17 protein-coding genes are annotated in these 17,088 nt (G+C 72.7%); 6 read left to right on the forward strand and 11 right to left on the reverse strand.

Features of this window, described 5'->3' with window-relative positions:
• Window positions 1-9: 9 nt before the first annotated feature.
• The 10 genes from AMK27_RS14980 to AMK27_RS15020 form a co-directional block, all read right to left on the reverse strand.
• A complete protein-coding gene (locus AMK27_RS14980) occupies window positions 10-1,362 on the reverse strand; it encodes a sulfate adenylyltransferase subunit 1 (RefSeq protein WP_073906764.1) in 1,353 nt (450 codons plus the stop codon).
• Window positions 1,362-2,297, reverse strand: coding sequence for a sulfate adenylyltransferase subunit CysD (gene cysD, locus AMK27_RS14985; protein ID WP_073906767.1), 936 nt, complete (start codon window positions 2,295-2,297; stop codon window positions 1,362-1,364). Before cysD ends, AMK27_RS14980 begins: the two co-directional genes overlap by 1 nt.
• Entirely contained in the window at window positions 2,294-2,827 is a 534-nt protein-coding gene (gene cysC / locus AMK27_RS14990) for an adenylyl-sulfate kinase (RefSeq protein WP_231071126.1), read from the reverse strand. The genes cysD and cysC overlap by 4 nt, the downstream gene beginning before the upstream one ends.
• Window positions 2,828-2,856: 29 nt before the next feature.
• The gene (locus AMK27_RS14995) at window positions 2,857-3,564 is read right to left on the reverse strand and encodes a phosphoadenylyl-sulfate reductase (protein WP_073906771.1); all 708 of its coding nucleotides are present in this window, start codon (window positions 3,562-3,564) and stop codon (window positions 2,857-2,859) included.
• Window positions 3,561-3,740, reverse strand: coding sequence for a hypothetical protein (locus AMK27_RS15000; RefSeq protein WP_073906773.1), 180 nt, complete (start codon window positions 3,738-3,740; stop codon window positions 3,561-3,563). The genes AMK27_RS14995 and AMK27_RS15000 overlap by 4 nt, the downstream gene beginning before the upstream one ends.
• Window positions 3,737-5,434: a nitrite/sulfite reductase gene (locus tag AMK27_RS15005; RefSeq protein WP_073906776.1), complete on the reverse strand. Its 1,698-nt coding sequence runs from the start codon at window positions 5,432-5,434 to the stop codon at window positions 3,737-3,739. The genes AMK27_RS15000 and AMK27_RS15005 overlap by 4 nt, the downstream gene beginning before the upstream one ends.
• A gap of 136 nt (window positions 5,435-5,570) precedes the next feature.
• Window positions 5,571-5,654, reverse strand: a complete 84-nt coding sequence (locus tag AMK27_RS44340) for a putative leader peptide (protein ID WP_310591794.1) — start codon at window positions 5,652-5,654, stop codon at window positions 5,571-5,573.
• A gap of 142 nt (window positions 5,655-5,796) precedes the next feature.
• The gene (locus AMK27_RS15010; RefSeq protein ID WP_073906778.1) at window positions 5,797-6,366 is read right to left on the reverse strand and encodes a GNAT family N-acetyltransferase; all 570 of its coding nucleotides are present in this window, start codon (window positions 6,364-6,366) and stop codon (window positions 5,797-5,799) included.
• Between the two features lie 205 nt (window positions 6,367-6,571).
• Window positions 6,572-7,873, reverse strand: a complete 1,302-nt coding sequence (locus AMK27_RS15015) for a helix-turn-helix domain-containing protein (RefSeq protein WP_073907565.1) — start codon at window positions 7,871-7,873, stop codon at window positions 6,572-6,574.
• Between the two features lie 277 nt (window positions 7,874-8,150).
• On the reverse strand, window positions 8,151-9,848 hold the full coding sequence (locus AMK27_RS15020) for an acyl-CoA dehydrogenase family protein (protein WP_073906781.1): 1,698 nt from the start codon (window positions 9,846-9,848) through the stop codon (window positions 8,151-8,153).
• A 17-nt stretch (window positions 9,849-9,865) separates the two neighbouring features.
• Between AMK27_RS15020 and AMK27_RS15025 the strand changes: the two genes are divergently transcribed.
• Together AMK27_RS15025 and AMK27_RS15030 are read left to right on the forward strand one after the other, a co-directional pair.
• Entirely contained in the window at window positions 9,866-10,990 is a 1,125-nt protein-coding gene (locus AMK27_RS15025) for a YihY/virulence factor BrkB family protein (RefSeq protein WP_073906783.1), read from the forward strand.
• Window positions 10,991-11,018: 28 nt separating this feature from the next.
• A complete protein-coding gene (locus AMK27_RS15030; protein WP_073906785.1) occupies window positions 11,019-11,774 on the forward strand; it encodes a helix-turn-helix domain-containing protein in 756 nt (251 codons plus the stop codon).
• Here AMK27_RS15030 and AMK27_RS15035 read toward each other — a convergent pair.
• Window positions 11,693-12,124 carry a VOC family protein gene (locus AMK27_RS15035; RefSeq protein ID WP_073906788.1) on the reverse strand — a complete coding sequence of 144 codons (432 nt, stop codon included), beginning with the start codon at window positions 12,122-12,124 and terminating at the stop codon, window positions 11,693-11,695. The two genes, AMK27_RS15030 and AMK27_RS15035, sit on opposite strands and share 82 nt — an antisense overlap.
• Before the next feature lie 254 nt (window positions 12,125-12,378).
• Here AMK27_RS15035 and AMK27_RS15040 point away from each other — a divergent pair, with 254 nt between their 5' ends.
• The 4 genes from AMK27_RS15040 to rsgA all read left to right on the forward strand — a co-directional run bounded on the left by AMK27_RS15040 (window position 12,379) and on the right by rsgA (window position 17,016).
• Window positions 12,379-13,056 carry a response regulator transcription factor gene (locus AMK27_RS15040; protein WP_073906791.1) on the forward strand — a complete coding sequence of 226 codons (678 nt, stop codon included), beginning with the start codon at window positions 12,379-12,381 and terminating at the stop codon, window positions 13,054-13,056.
• Window positions 13,053-14,507, forward strand: a complete 1,455-nt coding sequence (locus tag AMK27_RS43660; protein WP_073906794.1) for a sensor histidine kinase — start codon at window positions 13,053-13,055, stop codon at window positions 14,505-14,507. The genes AMK27_RS15040 and AMK27_RS43660 overlap by 4 nt, the downstream gene beginning before the upstream one ends.
• 61 nt (window positions 14,508-14,568) lie before the next feature.
• Window positions 14,569-15,627, forward strand: a complete 1,059-nt coding sequence (locus tag AMK27_RS15050; protein WP_241847500.1) for an endo alpha-1,4 polygalactosaminidase — start codon at window positions 14,569-14,571, stop codon at window positions 15,625-15,627.
• 270 nt (window positions 15,628-15,897) lie between these two features.
• Window positions 15,898-17,016: a ribosome small subunit-dependent GTPase A gene (rsgA, locus tag AMK27_RS15055; RefSeq protein WP_073906797.1), complete on the forward strand. Its 1,119-nt coding sequence runs from the start codon at window positions 15,898-15,900 to the stop codon at window positions 17,014-17,016.
• Window positions 17,017-17,088 lie beyond the last annotated feature (72 nt).

The raw sequence follows: 17,088 nt of genomic DNA on the forward strand, positions 1-17,088 counted from the left end.
TCGCTCATGTCAGAAGTCCCATCCCTCTGCTTCTTCGGCGGTCTCGACGCTCGCGACGGCCTTGGCGGTGGCGAAGGACTCGCCCGCCATGCCCGCCGCGAGCGTGGTGCCGTCAGCCGGGTCGATCAGCAGGAACGAACCGGTGCGGCGCGAGTCGGCGTACGCGTCGAGCGCGAGCGGCTCGGCGGTGCGCACCACGACCCGGCCGATGTCGTTGGCGACCAGCTGGCCCGGGGTCGGGTGCTGCGAGAGGTCGTCCAGGGTCAGCCGCGAAGGGATCTCCTTGACGATCGCCTTGACCGTGCGGGTGGTGTGCTTCAGCAGCACCCGCTGGCCGACGGCGAGCGGGTGGTCCGCCACGTGGCACACGGTCGCCTCGATGTCCTGCGTGGTCGGCGGGGCGTCACCGCTCGGGGCGAGCAGGTCGCCGCGCGAGATGTCGATGTCGTCGGCGAGCCGGATGGTGACCGACTGCGGCGCCCAGGCGATGTCCACGGCCTCGCCCAGCGCGTCGATCCCGGTGATCGTGGAGGTCTTCCCCGACGGCAGGACGGTGATCTGCTCGCCGACCCGGAAGGCACCGGCCGCGATCTGGCCGGCGTAGCCCCGGTAGTCGGGGTGCTCGGCGGTCTGCGGGCGGATCACGTACTGCACGGGGAACCGCGCGTGGCAGGCCGTCAGGTCGTGGCTGACCGGGACGGTCTCCAGGTGCTCCAGGACCGTCGGGCCGCCGTACCAGTCCATGTTCGCGGACGGCTCCACGACGTTGTCGCCGGCCAGCGCCGAGATCGGGATCGCGGTGATCTCCGGGACGCCGAGCTCGGAGGCGTACGTCGTGAACTCCTCGGCGATGGCGGCGAAGACGGGCTCCCGGTACTCGACCAGGTCCATCTTGTTCACGGCCAGGACCACGTGCGGCACGCGGAGCAGCGCGGCGACGGCCGCGTGCCGGCGGGTCTGCTCGACCACGCCGTTGCGGGCGTCGACGAGGACCACGGCGAGCTCGGCGGTGGAGGCGCCGGTCACCATGTTCCGGGTGTACTGCACGTGCCCGGGGGTGTCGGCGAGGATGAAGCGGCGGCGGGGCGTCGCGAAGTAGCGGTAGGCCACGTCGATGGTGATGCCCTGCTCGCGCTCGGCCCGCAGGCCGTCGGTGAGGAGCGCCAGGTCGGGAGCCTCCTGGCCGCGGGAGCGCGAGGCGTGCTCCACGGCCTCCAGCTGGTCGACCAGGACCGACTTGGAGTCGTGGAGGAGCCGGCCCACCAGGGTGGACTTGCCGTCGTCGACGGATCCGGCGGTGGCGAAGCGCAGCAGGGTGGTGGCCGCCAGCTGCTCGGTCAGCTGCTCGGTGGACGTGCTCATTAGAAGTACCCTTCGCGCTTGCGGTCTTCCATCGCGGCCTCGGACATCTTGTCGTCGGCGCGGGTCGCGCCCCGCTCGGTGAGCCGGGAGGCGGCGATCTCGGCGATGACGGCGTCCAGCGTGGTGGCGTCGGAGTCGACGGCGCCGGTGCAGGACATGTCGCCGACGGTGCGGTAGCGGATCAGCCGCGTCTGCGTGGTCTCGGACTCCTTCGGGCCGCCCCAGTCGCCGGCCGTCAGCCACATGCCGCTGCGGGCGAACACCTCGCGCTCGTGGGCGAAGTAGATCTCGGGCAGCTCGATCTTCTCGCGCTGGATGTACTGCCAGACGTCCAGCTCGGTCCAGTTGGACAGCGGGAAGACGCGGACGTGCTCGCCGGGGGCGTGCCGGCCGTTGTAGAGCTGCCACAGCTCCGGGCGCTGGCGGCGCGGGTCCCACTGCGAGAACTCGTCGCGCAGCGAGAACACCCGCTCTTTGGCGCGGGCCTTCTCCTCGTCGCGGCGGCCGCCGCCGAAGACGGCGTCGAAGCGGTGCTGCTGGATCGCCTCGGTGAGGGGGACGGTCTGCAGCGGGTTGCGGGTGCCGTCGGGCCGCTCGCGCAGCTTTCCGGCGTCGATGTACTCCTGCACGGAGGCGACGTGCAGCCGCAGGCCGTGCTTGGCGACGGTGCGGTCGCGGTACTCCAGGACCTCGGGGAAGTTGTGCCCGGTGTCGACGTGCAGGAGCGTGAAGGGGATCGCCGCGGGGGCGAACGCCTTCAGCGCCAGGTGCAGCATGACGATGGAGTCCTTGCCGCCGGAGAAGAGGATCACCGGCCGCTCGAACTCGCCCGCCACCTCACGGAAGATGTGGACGGCCTCGGACTCCAGGGAGTCCAGGTGCGACAGCGCGAACGGGCTGGCGGTGCTGTCGTGAACATGAGCGACGGTGGTCACAGCAGACCCCTCTCGGTGAGCAGCGCGTGGAGCTGCGCCGCGGACTCCTGCACGGTCTGGGTGTGGGACTCGATCCGCAGATCCGGGTCGCGCGGCTCGTCGTACGGGTCGTCGACACCGGTGAGGCCGCTGATCTCGCCCGCCTTCTGCTTGGCGTAGAGGCCCTTCACGTCGCGTACGGAGCAGACGTCCACCGGAGTGGCGACGTGCACCTCGACGTAGGGGGTGCCCTCGGACGCGTGGCGCTTGCGGACCGCCTCGCGGCTGTCCTCGTACGGGGCGATGACGGGGACGAGGGCCTTCACGCCGTTGGAGGCGAGCAGCTCGGCGACGAACCCGATCCGCTGCACGTTGGTGTGCCGGTCCTCGCGGCTGAAGCCGAGGCCCGCGGAGAGGAACTCGCGGATCTCGTCGCCGTCGAGCACCTCGACCCGGTGGCCCTCCTCGCGGAGCCGGCCGGCCAGTTCGTACGCGATGGTGGTCTTGCCGGCGCTCGGCAGGCCGGTGAGCCAGATGGTGGCACCCGTCACGTGCTTCTCCTGAACTTCCTGAGTGTCCGTCATCCGTGCAGCCCGCATTCGGTCTTGCCGCGACCCGCCCAGCGGCCGGCGCGGGCGTCCTCGCCCTCCAGCACGCGGCGGGTGCAGGGGGCGCAGCCGACGGAGGCGTAGCCGTCCATCAGGAGCGGGTTGGTGAGGACGCCGTGCTCGGTGACGTACGCGTCGACGTCGTCCTGCGTCCAGCGGGCGATGGGGGAGACCTTGACCTTGCGGCGCTTCTCGTCCCAGCCGACGACCGGGGTGTTCGCCCGGGTCGGGGACTCGTCGCGGCGCAGCCCCGTCGCCCAGGCGCCGTACCGGGTCAGGCCCTCTTCGAGGGGCTTGACCTTGCGCAGCGCGCAGCACAGGTCGGGGTCGCGGTCGTGGAGCTCAGGACCGTACTCCGCGTCCTGCTCGGCCACCGTCTGACGCGGGGTCAGGGTGAGGACGCGGACGTCCATGACGGCGTCCACGGCGTCACGGGTGCCGATGGTCTCCTCGAAGTGGTAGCCGGTGTCGAGGAAGACGACGTCCACGCCGGGCCGGACCCGCGAGGCGAGGTGGGCGACGACCGCGTCCTCCATGGAGGAGGTGACGCAGAAGCCCTCGCCGAAGGTGTCCACGGCCCAGCGGAGGATCTCCAGGGCGGAGGCGTCCTCCAGATCGCGGCCGGCCTGCTCGGCGAGTGCCTTGAGGTCGGCCGCTGTGGCGTCCTGAGTGAGCGTCATATCTCTTTCCCTCCAGGGGTGTTGCCTGAAGTACCGGGGGCGAGCAGCCCCAGGAACTTCAACTGGAAGGCTCGGCTGCACGCGGCGCATTCCCAGGCGCCGTGGCCCTGCTCGTGGGGACGCAGGTCCTCGTCGCCGCAGTAGGGGCAGTGGAACGGTGCGGCACGCTCGCTCATGAGAGGGACTCCTCCGAGGCGCGGGCGGTCCAGGTCGCGAAGCGCTCGCCGGTCTCGCGCTCCGCCTGGAAGCGCTTGAGGACCCGCTCCACGTAGTCGGGGAGCTCGGCCGCGGTGACCTTGAGGCCGCGGACCTTGCGGCCGAAGCCGGCCTCCAGGCCGAGCGCGCCGCCCAGGTGCACCTGGTAGCCCTCGACGCGGTTGCCCTCGTCGTCCAGGACCAGCTGGCCCTTGAGGCCGATGTCCGCGACCTGGATGCGGGCGCAGGCGTTCGGGCAGCCGTTGATGTTGATCGTCAGCGGCTCGTCGAACTCCGGGATGCGGCGCTCCAGTTCGTCGATGAGCGAGGCGCCGCGCGCCTTGGTCTCGACGATCGCGAGCTTGCAGAACTCGATGCCGGTGCAGGCCATCGTGCCGCGTCGGAATGGGGTGGGGTTCACCCGCAGGTCGAGGGCCTCCAGCGCGGCGACCGCCGAGTCGAGCTGTGCCTCCTCGACGTCGAGGAGGATCATCTTCTGGTCCGCGGTGGTGCGCAGCCGGCCGGAGCCGTGCTGCTCGGCCAGGCCGGCGATCTTGGTGAGCGTGGCGCCGTCGACCCGGCCCACCCGCGGGGCGAAGCCGATGTAGAACCGGCCGTCCTTCTGCTGGTGCACACCCATGTGGTCGCGCCACTGGCCGGCGGGCTGCTCGGGAGCGGGGCCGTCGGTCAGCTTGCGCTCGAGGTACTCGTCCTCCAGGACCTGGCGAAACTTCTCCGGGCCCCAGTCGGCGACGAGGAACTTCAGGCGGGCGCGGTTGCGCAGCCGCCGGTAGCCGTAGTCGCGGAAGATCGAGATGACGCCCTCGTAGATGTCCGGGACCTCGTCGAGGGAGACCCAGGCGCCGAGGCGGACGCCCAGCTTGGGGTTGGTGGAGAGGCCGCCGCCGACCCAGACGTCGAAGCCGGGGCCGTGCTCCGGGTGGTCCACGCCGACGAAGGCGATGTCGTTGATCTCGTGCGCCACGTCGAGCTGCGGCGAGCCGGAGATCGCGGACTTGAACTTGCGGGGCAGGTTGGAGAAGTCCTTGTTGCCGACGATCCGGCGGTAGATCTCGTCGATCGCGGGCGTGCCGTCGATGATCTCGTCGGCCGCGATGCCGGCCACCGGGGAGCCGAGGATGACACGCGGGGTGTCGCCGCAGGCCTCGGTGGTGGACAGGCCGACCGCCTCCAGGCGGTTCCAGATCTCGGGGACGTCCTCGATCCGGATCCAGTGGTACTGGACGTTCTGCCGGTCCGTGATGTCCGCGGTGCCCCGGGCGAACTCCTCAGAGATCTCGCCGATCACCCGGAGCTGCTCGGTGGTCAGCCGGCCGCCGTCGATACGGACGCGGAGCATGAAGTACTCGTCGTCCAGCTCCTCCGGCTCCAGGACACCCGTCTTGGTGCCGTCCAGACCCTGCTTGCGCTGGGTGTAGAGGCCCCACCAGCGCATGCGTCCGCGCAGGTCGTTGGGGTCGATGGAGTCGAATCCGCGCTTCGAGTAGACCGTCTCAATACGTGTCCGTACGTTGAGACCGTCGTCGTCCTTCTTGAACTGCTCATTGCCGTTCAGGGGGGTGAAGTGCCCCACGGCCCACTGACCCTCGCCACGGTGGCGCCCGGTCTTGCGGCGTGCGGCGGCGGGAGTGGGGTTTTCCGGGGTGGCGGCCATGGCGTCTTGTCCTTCGGGACTGCGAGAGGGCGGCTCTGACCTGCACACTGGCGCTCAGGTCGGAGGGTGGCGCGTCAGTGCGCAGCAGGGTCGGGCAGAGTCGTGCTGAAAAGTGATCGCGGCGGTGCTGGTTCTCTCAGCGCGCCGGACAGATGGCGCTGGACATGCGGCCCAGGTCGACGTGCCGCCGACTCACCAAGGCAATTCCAGTTCCAGACATGACGGAAGCGTGTCATGGGACTTTGGACCCAGTCCAGCATCGTCCAGAATATGGACGTAGTCGTCTCGCTTCATGAGATGGTGTGGTCTGGGTCACGCGAAAGGGGCCCTGATCAGGGCCCCTTCACGGGTCTCCGCCGGCGTCAGGCGTGGGCGCCCGGCCAGGGACCGGGGGTCTCGGACTCGTCGACCTCCTCCACCTTGGTGTCGAAGAGCCGGAAGCCGCGGCGCTCGTAGTTGGCCATCGCGTGCGGGCCGTCGAGCGAGCAGGTGTGCAGCCAGACGCGCCGCGTCGCCTCCCGCCCGGGCCAGCGCTCGGCCAGGTCCCAGGCCCGGGCCACCCCGTACGACAGCAGGTGACCGCCGATCCGGCGCCCCCGGAAGGCCGGGATCAGACCGAAGTAGACGATCTCCACGACGCCGTCGTCCTGCGGGTCCAGCTCGACGTAGCCGGCCGGGGTCCCCTTGTCGTACGCCACCCAGATCTCGGCGCCCGGCTTCTCGACGATCTCCTGCCACTGCTTGTACGTCAGCGACAGCCGGTCGTTCCAGCGGATGTCGCCGCCGACCGCCGTGTAGAGGAAGCGGCTGTACTCCGGCGACGGGACCGCGGCCCGCGCGATCGCGATGTCGTCGCCCTCCGGGGCGGGGGAGGGACGCAGATCGGACGGCGAGGTCTGTTCGAGGGACCAGGTGGTGAGAGTGATGCGCATGGGTTCATGGCATCACGAGCCGGTTCGGCGGGGCGACCGGGGGGGCCGGGCGACGGGACCCCCGCTCCGGGGTGTCCGCATGCTGGACAGCGAGGGCCGGAAAGGGACCGCGCGCCCCGGATGCCCATCCCGCCCAGCCCGACCCCGCCGCGCCCGGCTCCGCCCGGCCGCGCCCCGGCCGGCCCCGTTCCGCCCTGCCCGCGCGCTACGCGTTCGTGCCGGTGCGGGGTCCCCGTACCGCCGGCGCCAGGGAGTGGGGCAGCAGGTCCGCCGGGCGTTCCGGGCGGAGGACCTCCACCGCGACCTCCTCGCTGAAGCGGTACGGGCGGTGCGCCAGGACCCCGGCCAGGTTCCGTCGCACCCGGGACATCTCCGCCCGTACGGTCACCGTCCGCGTACGGTCCCCGAACACGTCGTCCGCCAGCTCCGCCGCCGTCCGGCCGTCCCGGTGCATCGCCAGGACGTAGAGGAGCTCCGCGTGCCGGGGGCTCAGTTCCTGCTGCCAGCTGCCCGCCGCGCCCGAGACGGACACCGTCCAGCGGCGCGGCCTGCTCAGGTCGAGGACCACCCGGCTCGCCGCCGCCGTGCCCGGCTCCTCCGCCGGCGTCTCCTCCTCGACCCGCAGCAGCCAGCCGCCCGGCAGCGGCTCCACCGCGCACACGCCGAGCGAGGGCAGCCACATCCGGCCGGACCGGAAGGACTTCGGCAGCGTGATCCGGTCCACCGGCGCGAGCCCGGTCACCGCCGCCGTCCAGCCGTGGGTGTCCACCGCGACGGCCCGGCCGCCCACCCGGCACAGGATCGGCGCGGCCACCGCCCGCAGCCGCTCGACCGAGCCGCGGTGCCGCTCCCGCATCTCCGCCTCGGCGAGCTGGGCCACCGAACCGACCAGGGCCAGCATCGCCGGATGGAAGCTGGACGCGGGTCCGCTCACGTCGACGATGCCGAGCAGCCGCCGGTCGCGCGGGTCGTGCACGGGCGCGGCGGCACAGGTCCAGTTGTGGAGCGCCTGGACGTAGTGCTCGGCGGAGTGCACCTGGACCGCCCGGCCCATGGCGAGGGCGGTGCCGACCGCGTTCGTCCCGGTGGTGCGCTCGGTCCAGGCCGCGCCCTCCTCCAGGCAGATGCCGTTCGCCTGCCGCATCACCGACAGGTTCCCCTGCCGCCACAGCACCCGGCCGTGCTCGTCGGTGACCACCATGATCTGGAGGGAGGTGTCGGCGATGCCGGCGAGGCCGCCGCTGAGCGTCTGCATGACCTCGGAGAGGAGCGTGGTCCTGCGCCGCTCCTCCAGCTCGTCGGGCTGCAGCAGCACGGTGCTCGTACCCTGGTCGGGGTCGAGCCCCAGCCGGGCCATCCGCTGCCAGGACGCGTCGATCACCGGGCGGGGCGCGATCGGGGGCGTTCGGCCGGCGAGCGTCTCCTCGCGGACCCGGTGGAGCAGCCGGGTGGCCTGGGCGGCGTCCATGGCGGCGAGGCGCTTCATGTCGAGCTGCGTGTTCTTCATCGGTCTCTCCCAGCCGCCCGGGGTGCTGTATCGGTTCTGCACGGGGCAGATGTCCGGAGTGTCGGTCCCCATCGTGCCGTTCGGAACCGTCCGGCGAGGCCCGGTTCGGGTAATCCTGCAACCCTTTGCAACTCTGGTCGCCGGCCCGCCCCGTGGGTGAAGCTGGTGCGAGCGGCGGGTGGTGCCGTGTCGGCGCAGCACCACCCCCGCTTTTCCGCGCGTGCCGACCCCTGTGGTCCACCCCTGGCACGCGCGGCGAACTTCCCCCGGACGTGCGTCAGTCGCCCCGGACCTCCACCCGTGCCCGCTCCACGAGCGTCCGCAGGTCCAGCGTGTGCGGCAGCGTCCCGAAGGCCGCGCCCCCGTCCCCGCCCAGCCGCGCCGCGCAGAACGCGTCCGCGACCTCCGGCGGTGCCCACCGCACCAGGAGCGCCCCCTGGAGGACCAGCGCGAGCCGCTCCGCGATCCGCCGCGCCCGCGCCTCGATCCCGTCCAGGTCCGCCAGTTCGACGAGCAGCCCGCGGATCGCCCGGTCGAGCCGGTGGTCCGCTCCCCGCGCCGCCCCGACCTCCCGCAGGAAGGCGTCCAGCGCGGCGGGCTCCGTCCGCAGCGCCCGGACCACGTCGAGCGCCTGGACGTTCCCCGAGCCCTCCCAGACCGAGTTGAGCGGCGACTCCCGCAGCAGCCGGGGCATCCCGGACTCCTCCACGTACCCGTTGCCGCCCAGGCACTCCAGCGCCTCCGCCACCATCGGCGTGCACCGCTTCGTGACCCAGTACTTCGCCGCCGGAACGGCGATACGGAGCAGGGCCCGCTCACGCTCGGCGTGGTCGCCGCCCCCGGAGCCGCCGGCGCGATCGGTTGCGGTGGCGCCTTCGGCTGCGTCGTAGGCCGCTGCGAGGCGCATCGCGAGCACCGTCGCCGCCTCCGACTCCAGGGCCAGATCCGCGAGGACGTTCCGCATCAGCGGCTTCTCGATCAGCGGCCCGCCGAAGGCCTCCCGGTACGCGCAGTGGTGCACGGCCTGCGCCGCCGCCTGCCGCATCAGCGCCGCCGAACCCAGGACGCAGTCGAGCCGGGTCGCCGCCACCATGCCCATGATCGCGCGGAGCCCCCGGCCCTCCTCGCCGACCCGGCGCGCCCACGTGGTGCCGTCGAACTCCACCTCGGCGGAGGCGTTCGAGCGGTTGCCCAGCTTGTCCTTCAGGCGCTGGATCGCGAACGCGTTGCGCGAGCCGTCCGCGAGCACCCGCGGCACCAGGAAGCAGCTGAGCCCCGCCGGAGCCTGCGCGAGGACCAGGAAGGCGTCCGACATCGGCGCCGAACAGAACCACTTGTGCCCCGTCAGGACGTACTCCCCGTCGGCCGCCAGCGGGCGCGCCTCCGTCGTGTTCGCCCGGACGTCACTGCCGCCCTGCTTCTCCGTCATCGCCATCCCGAGCAGGACGCCCGGCTTCTCCGCGACCGGACGGAGCTCCCGCTCGTACACGTGCGAGGTCGCCGCCGGCTCCCACACCTCGGCGACCTCCGGCTCGGTGCGCAGCGCGGGCACGGCGGCGTGCGTCATCGACACCGGACAGCCGTGCCCCGCCTCCGCCTGCGACACCACCAGGAACCCGGCGGCCCGGCGCACATGGCCGCCCGGCCTGCCCCAGGCGTCCGTCAGCCCCGCGCCCACCGACTTGCCGAGGAGCCGGTGCCAGGCCGGATCGAAGTCCACCTCGTCGATCCGGTGCCCGTACCGGTCGTGGGTCCGCAGCCGCGGCGGGTTGGCGTTCGCCCGCTCGCCCCACTCCCGTACCTGGGCCGAACCGGCCGCACGGCCGAGCACCGAGAGGTCCTCGCGGGCCTCCGCCAGGAGCTCCGGCGCGAGGTGGCGTTCCACGGCCTCCGTGAGGACGGGATCGGTCATGAAGACGTCGTACCCGACCAGGGGCGGAGCCTGGTTGGTCACGGTGTGGGTGCTCGCTGCCATGCCGATACGGTAAGCAGGTGCAGGCAGCAAGCGAAACACCCGAACGGCCCGAGCGGCGGCCCTGGAGCAGGCTCCACCGCGCGCGCGTCCTCTACCGCAACGTCTCGAAGCGGAAGATGGTCTGGCTGCTCCTCAAGGACACCGTCAACTCGTGCATCGAGTACCGGATCCTCGGCCTCGCCGCCGAGGCGGCGTTCTTCACCCTGCTGTCGCTGCCGCCGCTGCTCCTCGGCCTGATCGCCCTCCTGGGCTACGCCGACGACTGGACCAACACGGACACCGTCGCGAGCATCCAGGAGAACATCCTGCGCGCCGCCGGAACGGTCCTCTCCGACCGGGGCGTGGAGGACATCGCCAAGCCCATCCTGGACGACGTGACCCAGGGCAAACGGCCCGACCTGATCTCCCTGGGCTTCGCCATCGCCCTCTGGTCCGGTTCCCGCGCGGTGAACGTCTTCATCGACACCATCACCGTCATGTACGGGCTCGACGGCCACCGCGGCATCGTGAAGACCCGCCTCCTGGCCTTCCTGCTCTACCTCGTGGCCCTGCTCATCGGAGCGGTCGTGCTGCCGCTCGCGGTCGTCGGCCCCGACCGGGTCGTCGAACTCGTCCCCTGGGGCACCGAGGTCGTCGCCGTCCTCTACTGGCCGGCCGTCATCCTGCTCTCCATCGCCTTCCTCACCACGCTCTACCACGTGTCCGTGCCCGTCAGATCGCCCTGGATCGAGGACATCCCGGGCGCCCTCGTGGCCCTCGGGATGTGGATCCTCGGCAGCTTCCTGCTGCGCATCTACCTCACCAGCCAGGTCGAGGGACCGACGATCTACGGCTCCCTCGCCGCCCCCATCGCCGTCCTCCTCTGGATCGGCATCTCGGCCTTCGCCGTCCTGGTCGGCGCCGCCGTGAACGCGGCCATCGACCGCGTCTGGCCCTCCGTCGCCACCGCCGCGGCCCGCGAGGCCAACGACCGGGCCCGGGCCATCCAGGCGGCCGAACTCGTCGCACGCGTGCGCGCGGAGGCGGAGGACGTCGACGAGGACGACCCGGACATGCCGTCCGAGTTCCCCGAGCGCTGGTCCCGGTTCCTGCCCCCGGACGACGTGAAGGCCCGCCTCCACTCCGGCTGGGAGAAGGACTGACCGCTCCGACCGGGCATAGCGTGGAGGGATGTACGAGGAACGCCCCGCCCTGCTCGACGGAGCCGTCCTGTGGACCCGGACCGCCGGCCCCGCCGCGGACGGCGTCCGGCCCGTCCTGCCCGACGGCTGCATGGACCTGATCTGGGCCGACGGACACCTCCTCGTCGCCGGACCCGACACCCGCGCGCACGTACCGGGGGAGTCCGCCGCACGGTACGCGGGAGTCCGCTTCGCCCCCGGCGACGCGCCCGGCTTCCTCGGCGTCCCGGCCCATGAGCTCCGCGACCGGCGCGTCGCCCTCGGCGCGCTGTGGGGCGAGGCCGAGGCGCGGCGGCTCGGCGAGCGGATCACCGAGGCCCCCGACCCCGCCGCGGCCCTGGACGAGGTCGTACGGCGCAGGGCCGCGGACGCCCCCGCGCCCGACCCGCTGCTCCGGGCCGTCGCGGACCGCCTCGCGGCCGGGCGGGCGGTCGCCGAGACGGCCGACGCGGTCGGCCTCGGCGCCCGGCAGCTCCACCGGCGCTCCCTCGACGCCTTCGGCTACGGCCCCAAGACCCTCGCCAGGATCCTCCGGCTCCAGCGGGCCCTCGCGCTCGTGCTGTCCGGGGTGCCGTACGCGGAGGCGGCCGTCCGGGCGGGCTGCGCCGACCAGGCCCATCTCGCACGTGAGACCAGGGCGCTGGCCGGCACGACCCTCGGGGCCTACGTGGCGTCCGTGGCGGAGCCGGCCGCGTCGGCGAACAGCGAGACGCCCGAGCCGTCCGGGTCGAGGACCACGGCGTAGCGCTGCCCCCAGACCGCGTCCCAGGGCTTCAGATGCCCCCGGTACCCGGCGGCGAGCAGCTCCTCGTACACCGAGTCCACGGCGTCCGGCGTCGCGCACCGGAAGGCGAGCTCGATCCGGTTGCCGCCCTCGGGCCGCTTCCAGCCGGGGTCGAAGGACCGCACGACGTCCTCCGTGTCCCAGGCGATCCGCAGTCCGCCGGGCAGCGCGGCCTCCACGTGCGGGGCGGACTCGGCCCCGTCCGGGATCTCCAGGCCGAGACGGCGGTAGAAGGCGAGCGAGGCGGCCATGTCGGAGACGACGACGCCGATGAGGTCGAGGCGGGGGGTGAGGTCGGGTGCTGTGTCCATGGGGGCACGGTAGGCAGGCCGCCCTCCGCCGGTCTTGTACGAATCGGACGCGCCGCGGCCGAGGGCCGGCGAGGCGACCTCCGGCGGATCGTCCGTCGGGATCCGGCCACTCCTCGTCGAGATCCGCCCGACTGGCCTGATTAATATGACTTTCCCGTCCCGCTGCTCACGGTCGCCGAGGCCGCCCCACCGCGGGGCCCCTCCTCCCGTCCGCGCCCCCGGGGCGCCGGCGCGACACCGCAAGGCGGCACCAGATGCGTGTACTCCTCGTCGAGGACGAGACCGACCTCCGTGAGCTCATCGAGGCCGGTCTGAAGGACGCCGGGTACGCCGTCGACGCGGTCGCCGACTGGCCCCCCGCGGACTACCTGCTCGACCTCACGGAGTACGACTGCGTGGTCCTGGACCGGATGGTCCCCTCCGGCGACACCCTGCGCGCGCTCGACGGCCGCCGCCGCGCGGGCTGGTCCACGCCGGTCCTCTGCCTGACCGCCCTCCACGCCCTGCCCGACCGGGTGGAGGGCTTCCGCGCGGGGGCCGACGACTACCTCGCCAAGCCCTTCGCCATGGTCGAACTGGTCATGCGCGTCGGCAGCCTCACCCGACGCGCCCCGGGCCGGCTGCCCGTCCACCTGGCGCACGCGGACATCGAGCTGGACGCGGCCCGCCGGGAGGTCCGCCGGGGCGGCGTCCTCCTCTCGCTGACGCCCAAGGAGTACGCCGTCCTGCACCACCTCCTGGTCCACCGCGAGCACGTCGTCACCCGTACCGCGCTCGTGGAGCACTGCTGGGACGAGATGGCCGACCCGGTGTCCAACGTGGTCGACGCCGTGATGGCCGGACTCCGCCGCAAGCTCGGCTCGCCGCAGCCGATCAGGACCGTCCGGGGCCACGGATTCCTGCTCGGCGGTCCGAGCGGGGACGGCGCGTGACCGACCGGGACCGCGCCGCCGGGCCGCGCCGCCGACTCCGTCGTCTGCAACGGCGGCTCACCCTCGCGTACACGCTCACCACCCTGGTCGGGGTGAGCGTGCTCTCCTGGCTGGTGATCCACACGGACGGCCGCTCCTGGCGGAACGCGGAGTTCGACGAGATGCTCCGGCACGCGGCGGTCAGCACCTCGCTGATCTACTACACGGATGCGGGCGTCCAGCTCGACGGCCTCCGCGATGACGAGTCCACGCGAGGCCGCCACCAGGTCTTCGTCCTGCTGAGCCGGACGAGGATCGGCACGCCGGCGAAGGGGGTGGCGGACGGGGCGGGGAAGGACACGACGGGGAGCACGGCCGCCGGACGGGCCACCGCTTCGACTCGCCCGGCAGGCGCCGCGGGCCCTCGCCCCGTGGGTGCCGCCGGTCCGGCCGGGCCCGGTGGGCTCGACCGGGTCTTCACCTCCGGGAGCCGCTCCGTCCCCGTCCCCGACGAACGGATCGCCGCCCTGGCCCGTACCGCCATGGACGAGGACGTCACGGTGCGGGAGGAGGTCCCGGCGGGGGACCGGACCGCCTACGCCGTGGCGCGGCCGTTCTACCACGACGAGACCCAGGAGACGACCGGCGCCGTCGTCGTCATCGGCGACCCGGGACTGCGGATGGCCGAACACACCCGCCTGACGTACGCGGTCCTCACCGGCTCCGGGCTCCTGACCCTGCTCGCCGCCTTCACCGGCCACCTCCTCTCGGGGCGCAGCCTGCGGCCCGCGTGGCAGGCGCTCGAAGCCCAGGAGCGGCTGCTCGCCGACGCCGCGCACGAACTGCGCACCCCGGTGGCGATCATGCGGAGCTCGATGGACGTCGCGGGGACCGACCCGAGGAACCTGCCCACCCATCTGCCGCGGATCCGGCGGGCCACCGACCGGCTGACCGATGTCGTGGAGAACGTCCTGACACGGGGGCGGCTCCAGGACTCCGCGGCCTCGTTCAGCCCGGTGCCGCTCCGTCTCGACCAGCTGGTGGAGGACGCGTGCGGGGAACTGCCGCCCGGTCGGCTCACGCTCACTCTGCGGCTCGACGAGTCGGTCGTGGACGCCGATCCCGCCCTGACGCGCGTAGCCGTGCGGAACCTCCTGGACAACGCGCTGCGCCACGGGCGCACGCCGGGCGATCCGCACGGGGGGGCGGAGATCGACGTCAGCGTGCGGGGGCACACGGTGTCGGTGGCGGACCGGGGGCCGGGCGTGGCGGCCGAGGAACTGCCCGAGCTGACCGAACGCTTCCGTTCGCGCGGGGGCGGCTCGGGGATCGGCCTGTCGCTGGTCCGGGAGATCGCCGCGGCGCACGGGGGAACGCTCACCGCACGTCCGAGGCCCGGGGGAGGGGCGGCTTTCCTGCTCGCGCTCGGACCGGCGGGGCAGGCCCGGCACGCGCGGGCGGGCACCTCATGAATTCCTCACGATCGAACGAGGAGGCTACGGACATCCTTTCCCCCCTCGTGCTGGAGAACGTGTGCCGAAGCATGCCCCCACCCCGTTCCGCCGCAGGAAGTCGACGCGGGCGGCGCTCGCCGCGGGCGTCGTCGCGGCGCTCGGCGCCGGTGTCCTGTTCACCCAGGCCAACGCGTCGTCGGGCGACACGCGGCCGCGCACCGCGCGGAACGCGACGACCCCCGCCACGGCCGAGCCGACGCCCCCGGCCGAGGCCGGGCCGACCACCGCTCCGAAGCCGTCGGCTCCCGCGAAGGCGAAGCCGACCACCGCTCCGAAGCCGACCACCACTCGGCGGGCGGGCACCACTCCCAAGGCGACGACCGCTCCGAAGGCCACCGCCCCGCCCGGGCCGACGACCGCGAAGGTGACGCCGCCCACCGCGAACGCGCCGTTCGACTACCAGATCGGCAGCCCCTACAGCCCGCCGAAGAACGTCCAGGTCGTCTCCCGCGACCGTACGGCGAAGCCCGCCGCCGGGCTCTACACCATCTGCTACGTCAACGCCTTCCAGACCCAGCCGGACGCGCTGGACTGGTGGGAGAAGAACCACCGGGACCTGCTGCTCCGTGACGGCTCCGGGACGCCCGTGCAGGACGAGGACTGGGGCGAGGTGCTCCTCGACACCTCGACCGCGGGCAAGCGCGAGCGGCTGGCGAAGATCGTCGGCGGATGGATCGACGGCTGCGCGAAGAGCGGCTTCCAGGCGGTGGAGCCCGACAACCTCGACTCGTACGAGCGCTCGGGCGACCGGCTGACGAAGCAGCACAACGCGGCGTTCGCCCGGCTCCTGGCCCAGCGGGCGCACGCCGCAGGACTCGCCATCGGCCAGAAGAACACGACGGAGCTGCTGCCGGAGCGCAGGACGATCGGCTTCGACTTCGCGGTGGCCGAGGAGTGCGGCCAGTACGAGGAGTGCGAGGCGTACGCGGCGGCGTACGCGAACCGCGTCTACGTCATCGAGTACACCGACACCGGCTACAGCAGGGCGTGCTCGGGCTGGGGCGGCAGGCTCTCGGTCGTCCAGCGCGACCTCGACGTGAGCGCCCCGGGCGGCTCGTACCGCTACCGCGCCTGCTGACCTCCCACGGGACCCCGGCGGGGACGGCCGACCGCCCCCGCCGGCATCCCGGCGAGAAAACCGGTGGCGCCCGCCGAAGCGGTGCGGCTACGGTGTCCCCGAGATCGCGAAGATCCACGCGAGAAGACTGATCAGGAGGTGTGACCGATGGCTGTCGTCACGACGGGCCTTGCCCTCACGCAGAAGTTCATCCACACCACCTCCGTGGCCACCGGCTGACCTCACCTTTCTGACACGCAGCGCCGGGGCCACCCCTGTGAAGGGTCCCCCTTGTCTTTCCCGCTTTCCCCCATCACCTCTTCCTTCTCCTCCTCCTCGCTCGACGCCCACGGCTGGGACTCCGGCTGGGCCGAGGCCTTCGCTCCGCACGCCGCCCAGGGACTCGTCCCCGGCCGGGTGATCCGGGTCGACCGCGGCCAGTGCGACGTCGCCACCGCCGAGGGGATCGTGCGCGCCGACACGGCGTTCGTGACCCCGCACGACCCGCTCCGGGTCATCTGCACCGGCGACTGGGCCGCCATCGACCCCGAGGGCGCCGGCGACCCCCGCTACGTACGGGCGTGCCTGCCGCGCCGTACGGCCTTCGCGCGCTCCACCTCGTCCAAGCGGTCCGAGGGGCAGATCCTCGCCGCCAACGTCGACCACGCCGTCATCACCGTCTCGCTCGCCGTCGAGCTCGACCTCGGCCGCATCGAGCGCTTCCTCGCCCTCGCCTGGGAGTCCGGCGCCCAGCCGACCGTCGTCCTCAGCAAGGCGGACCTCGTGCCCGACCCCGTCGGGCTCTCCTACCTCGTCGAGGACGTCGAGACCGTCGCCCCCGGCGTCCAGGTCGTGCCCCTGAGCTCGACCACCGGGGAGGGCCTCGACGTGCTGTCCGCCGTGGTCGCGGGCGGTACGACCGTGCTGCTCGGCGTCTCCGGCGCCGGGAAGTCGACCCTGGCCAACGCCCTCGTCGGCGAGGACGTCATGGACGTCCAGGCGGCCCGGGACATCGACGGCAAGGGCCGGCACACCACCACCACCCGCAACCTCTTCGTCCTCCCCACCGGGGGAGTCCTCATCGACACGCCCGGACTGCGCGGAGTCGGCCTCTGGGACGCGGAGACCGGCGTCGGCCAGGTCTTCTCGGAGATCGAGGAACTGGCGGCGGACTGCCGCTTCCACGACTGCGCCCACGAGTCGGAGCCCGGCTGCGCCGTGGCCGCCGCCATCGAGGACGGCTCACTGCCGGTGCGCCGCCTGGAGAGCTACCGCAAGCTGCTCCGGGAGAACCAGCGGATCGTGGCCAAGACCGACGCCCGCCTGCGCAGCGAGATCCTCAAGGACTGGAAGCGCAAGGGCGCCGAGGGCCGCCACGCCATGGAGATGAAGCGCGGACGCGTCCGGTAGCGGGCGCGGAGGGCTGGACTAGCGGGGTGCGGGGTGCGGGGTGCGGTCCTCGGCCGGGTGCGGGCCTCGGCC

Origin of the sequence: Streptomyces sp. CB02009, assembly GCF_001905825.1 — a bacterium.
In the GTDB taxonomy this organism is placed as follows: Bacteria; Actinomycetota; Actinomycetes; order Streptomycetales; family Streptomycetaceae; genus Streptomyces.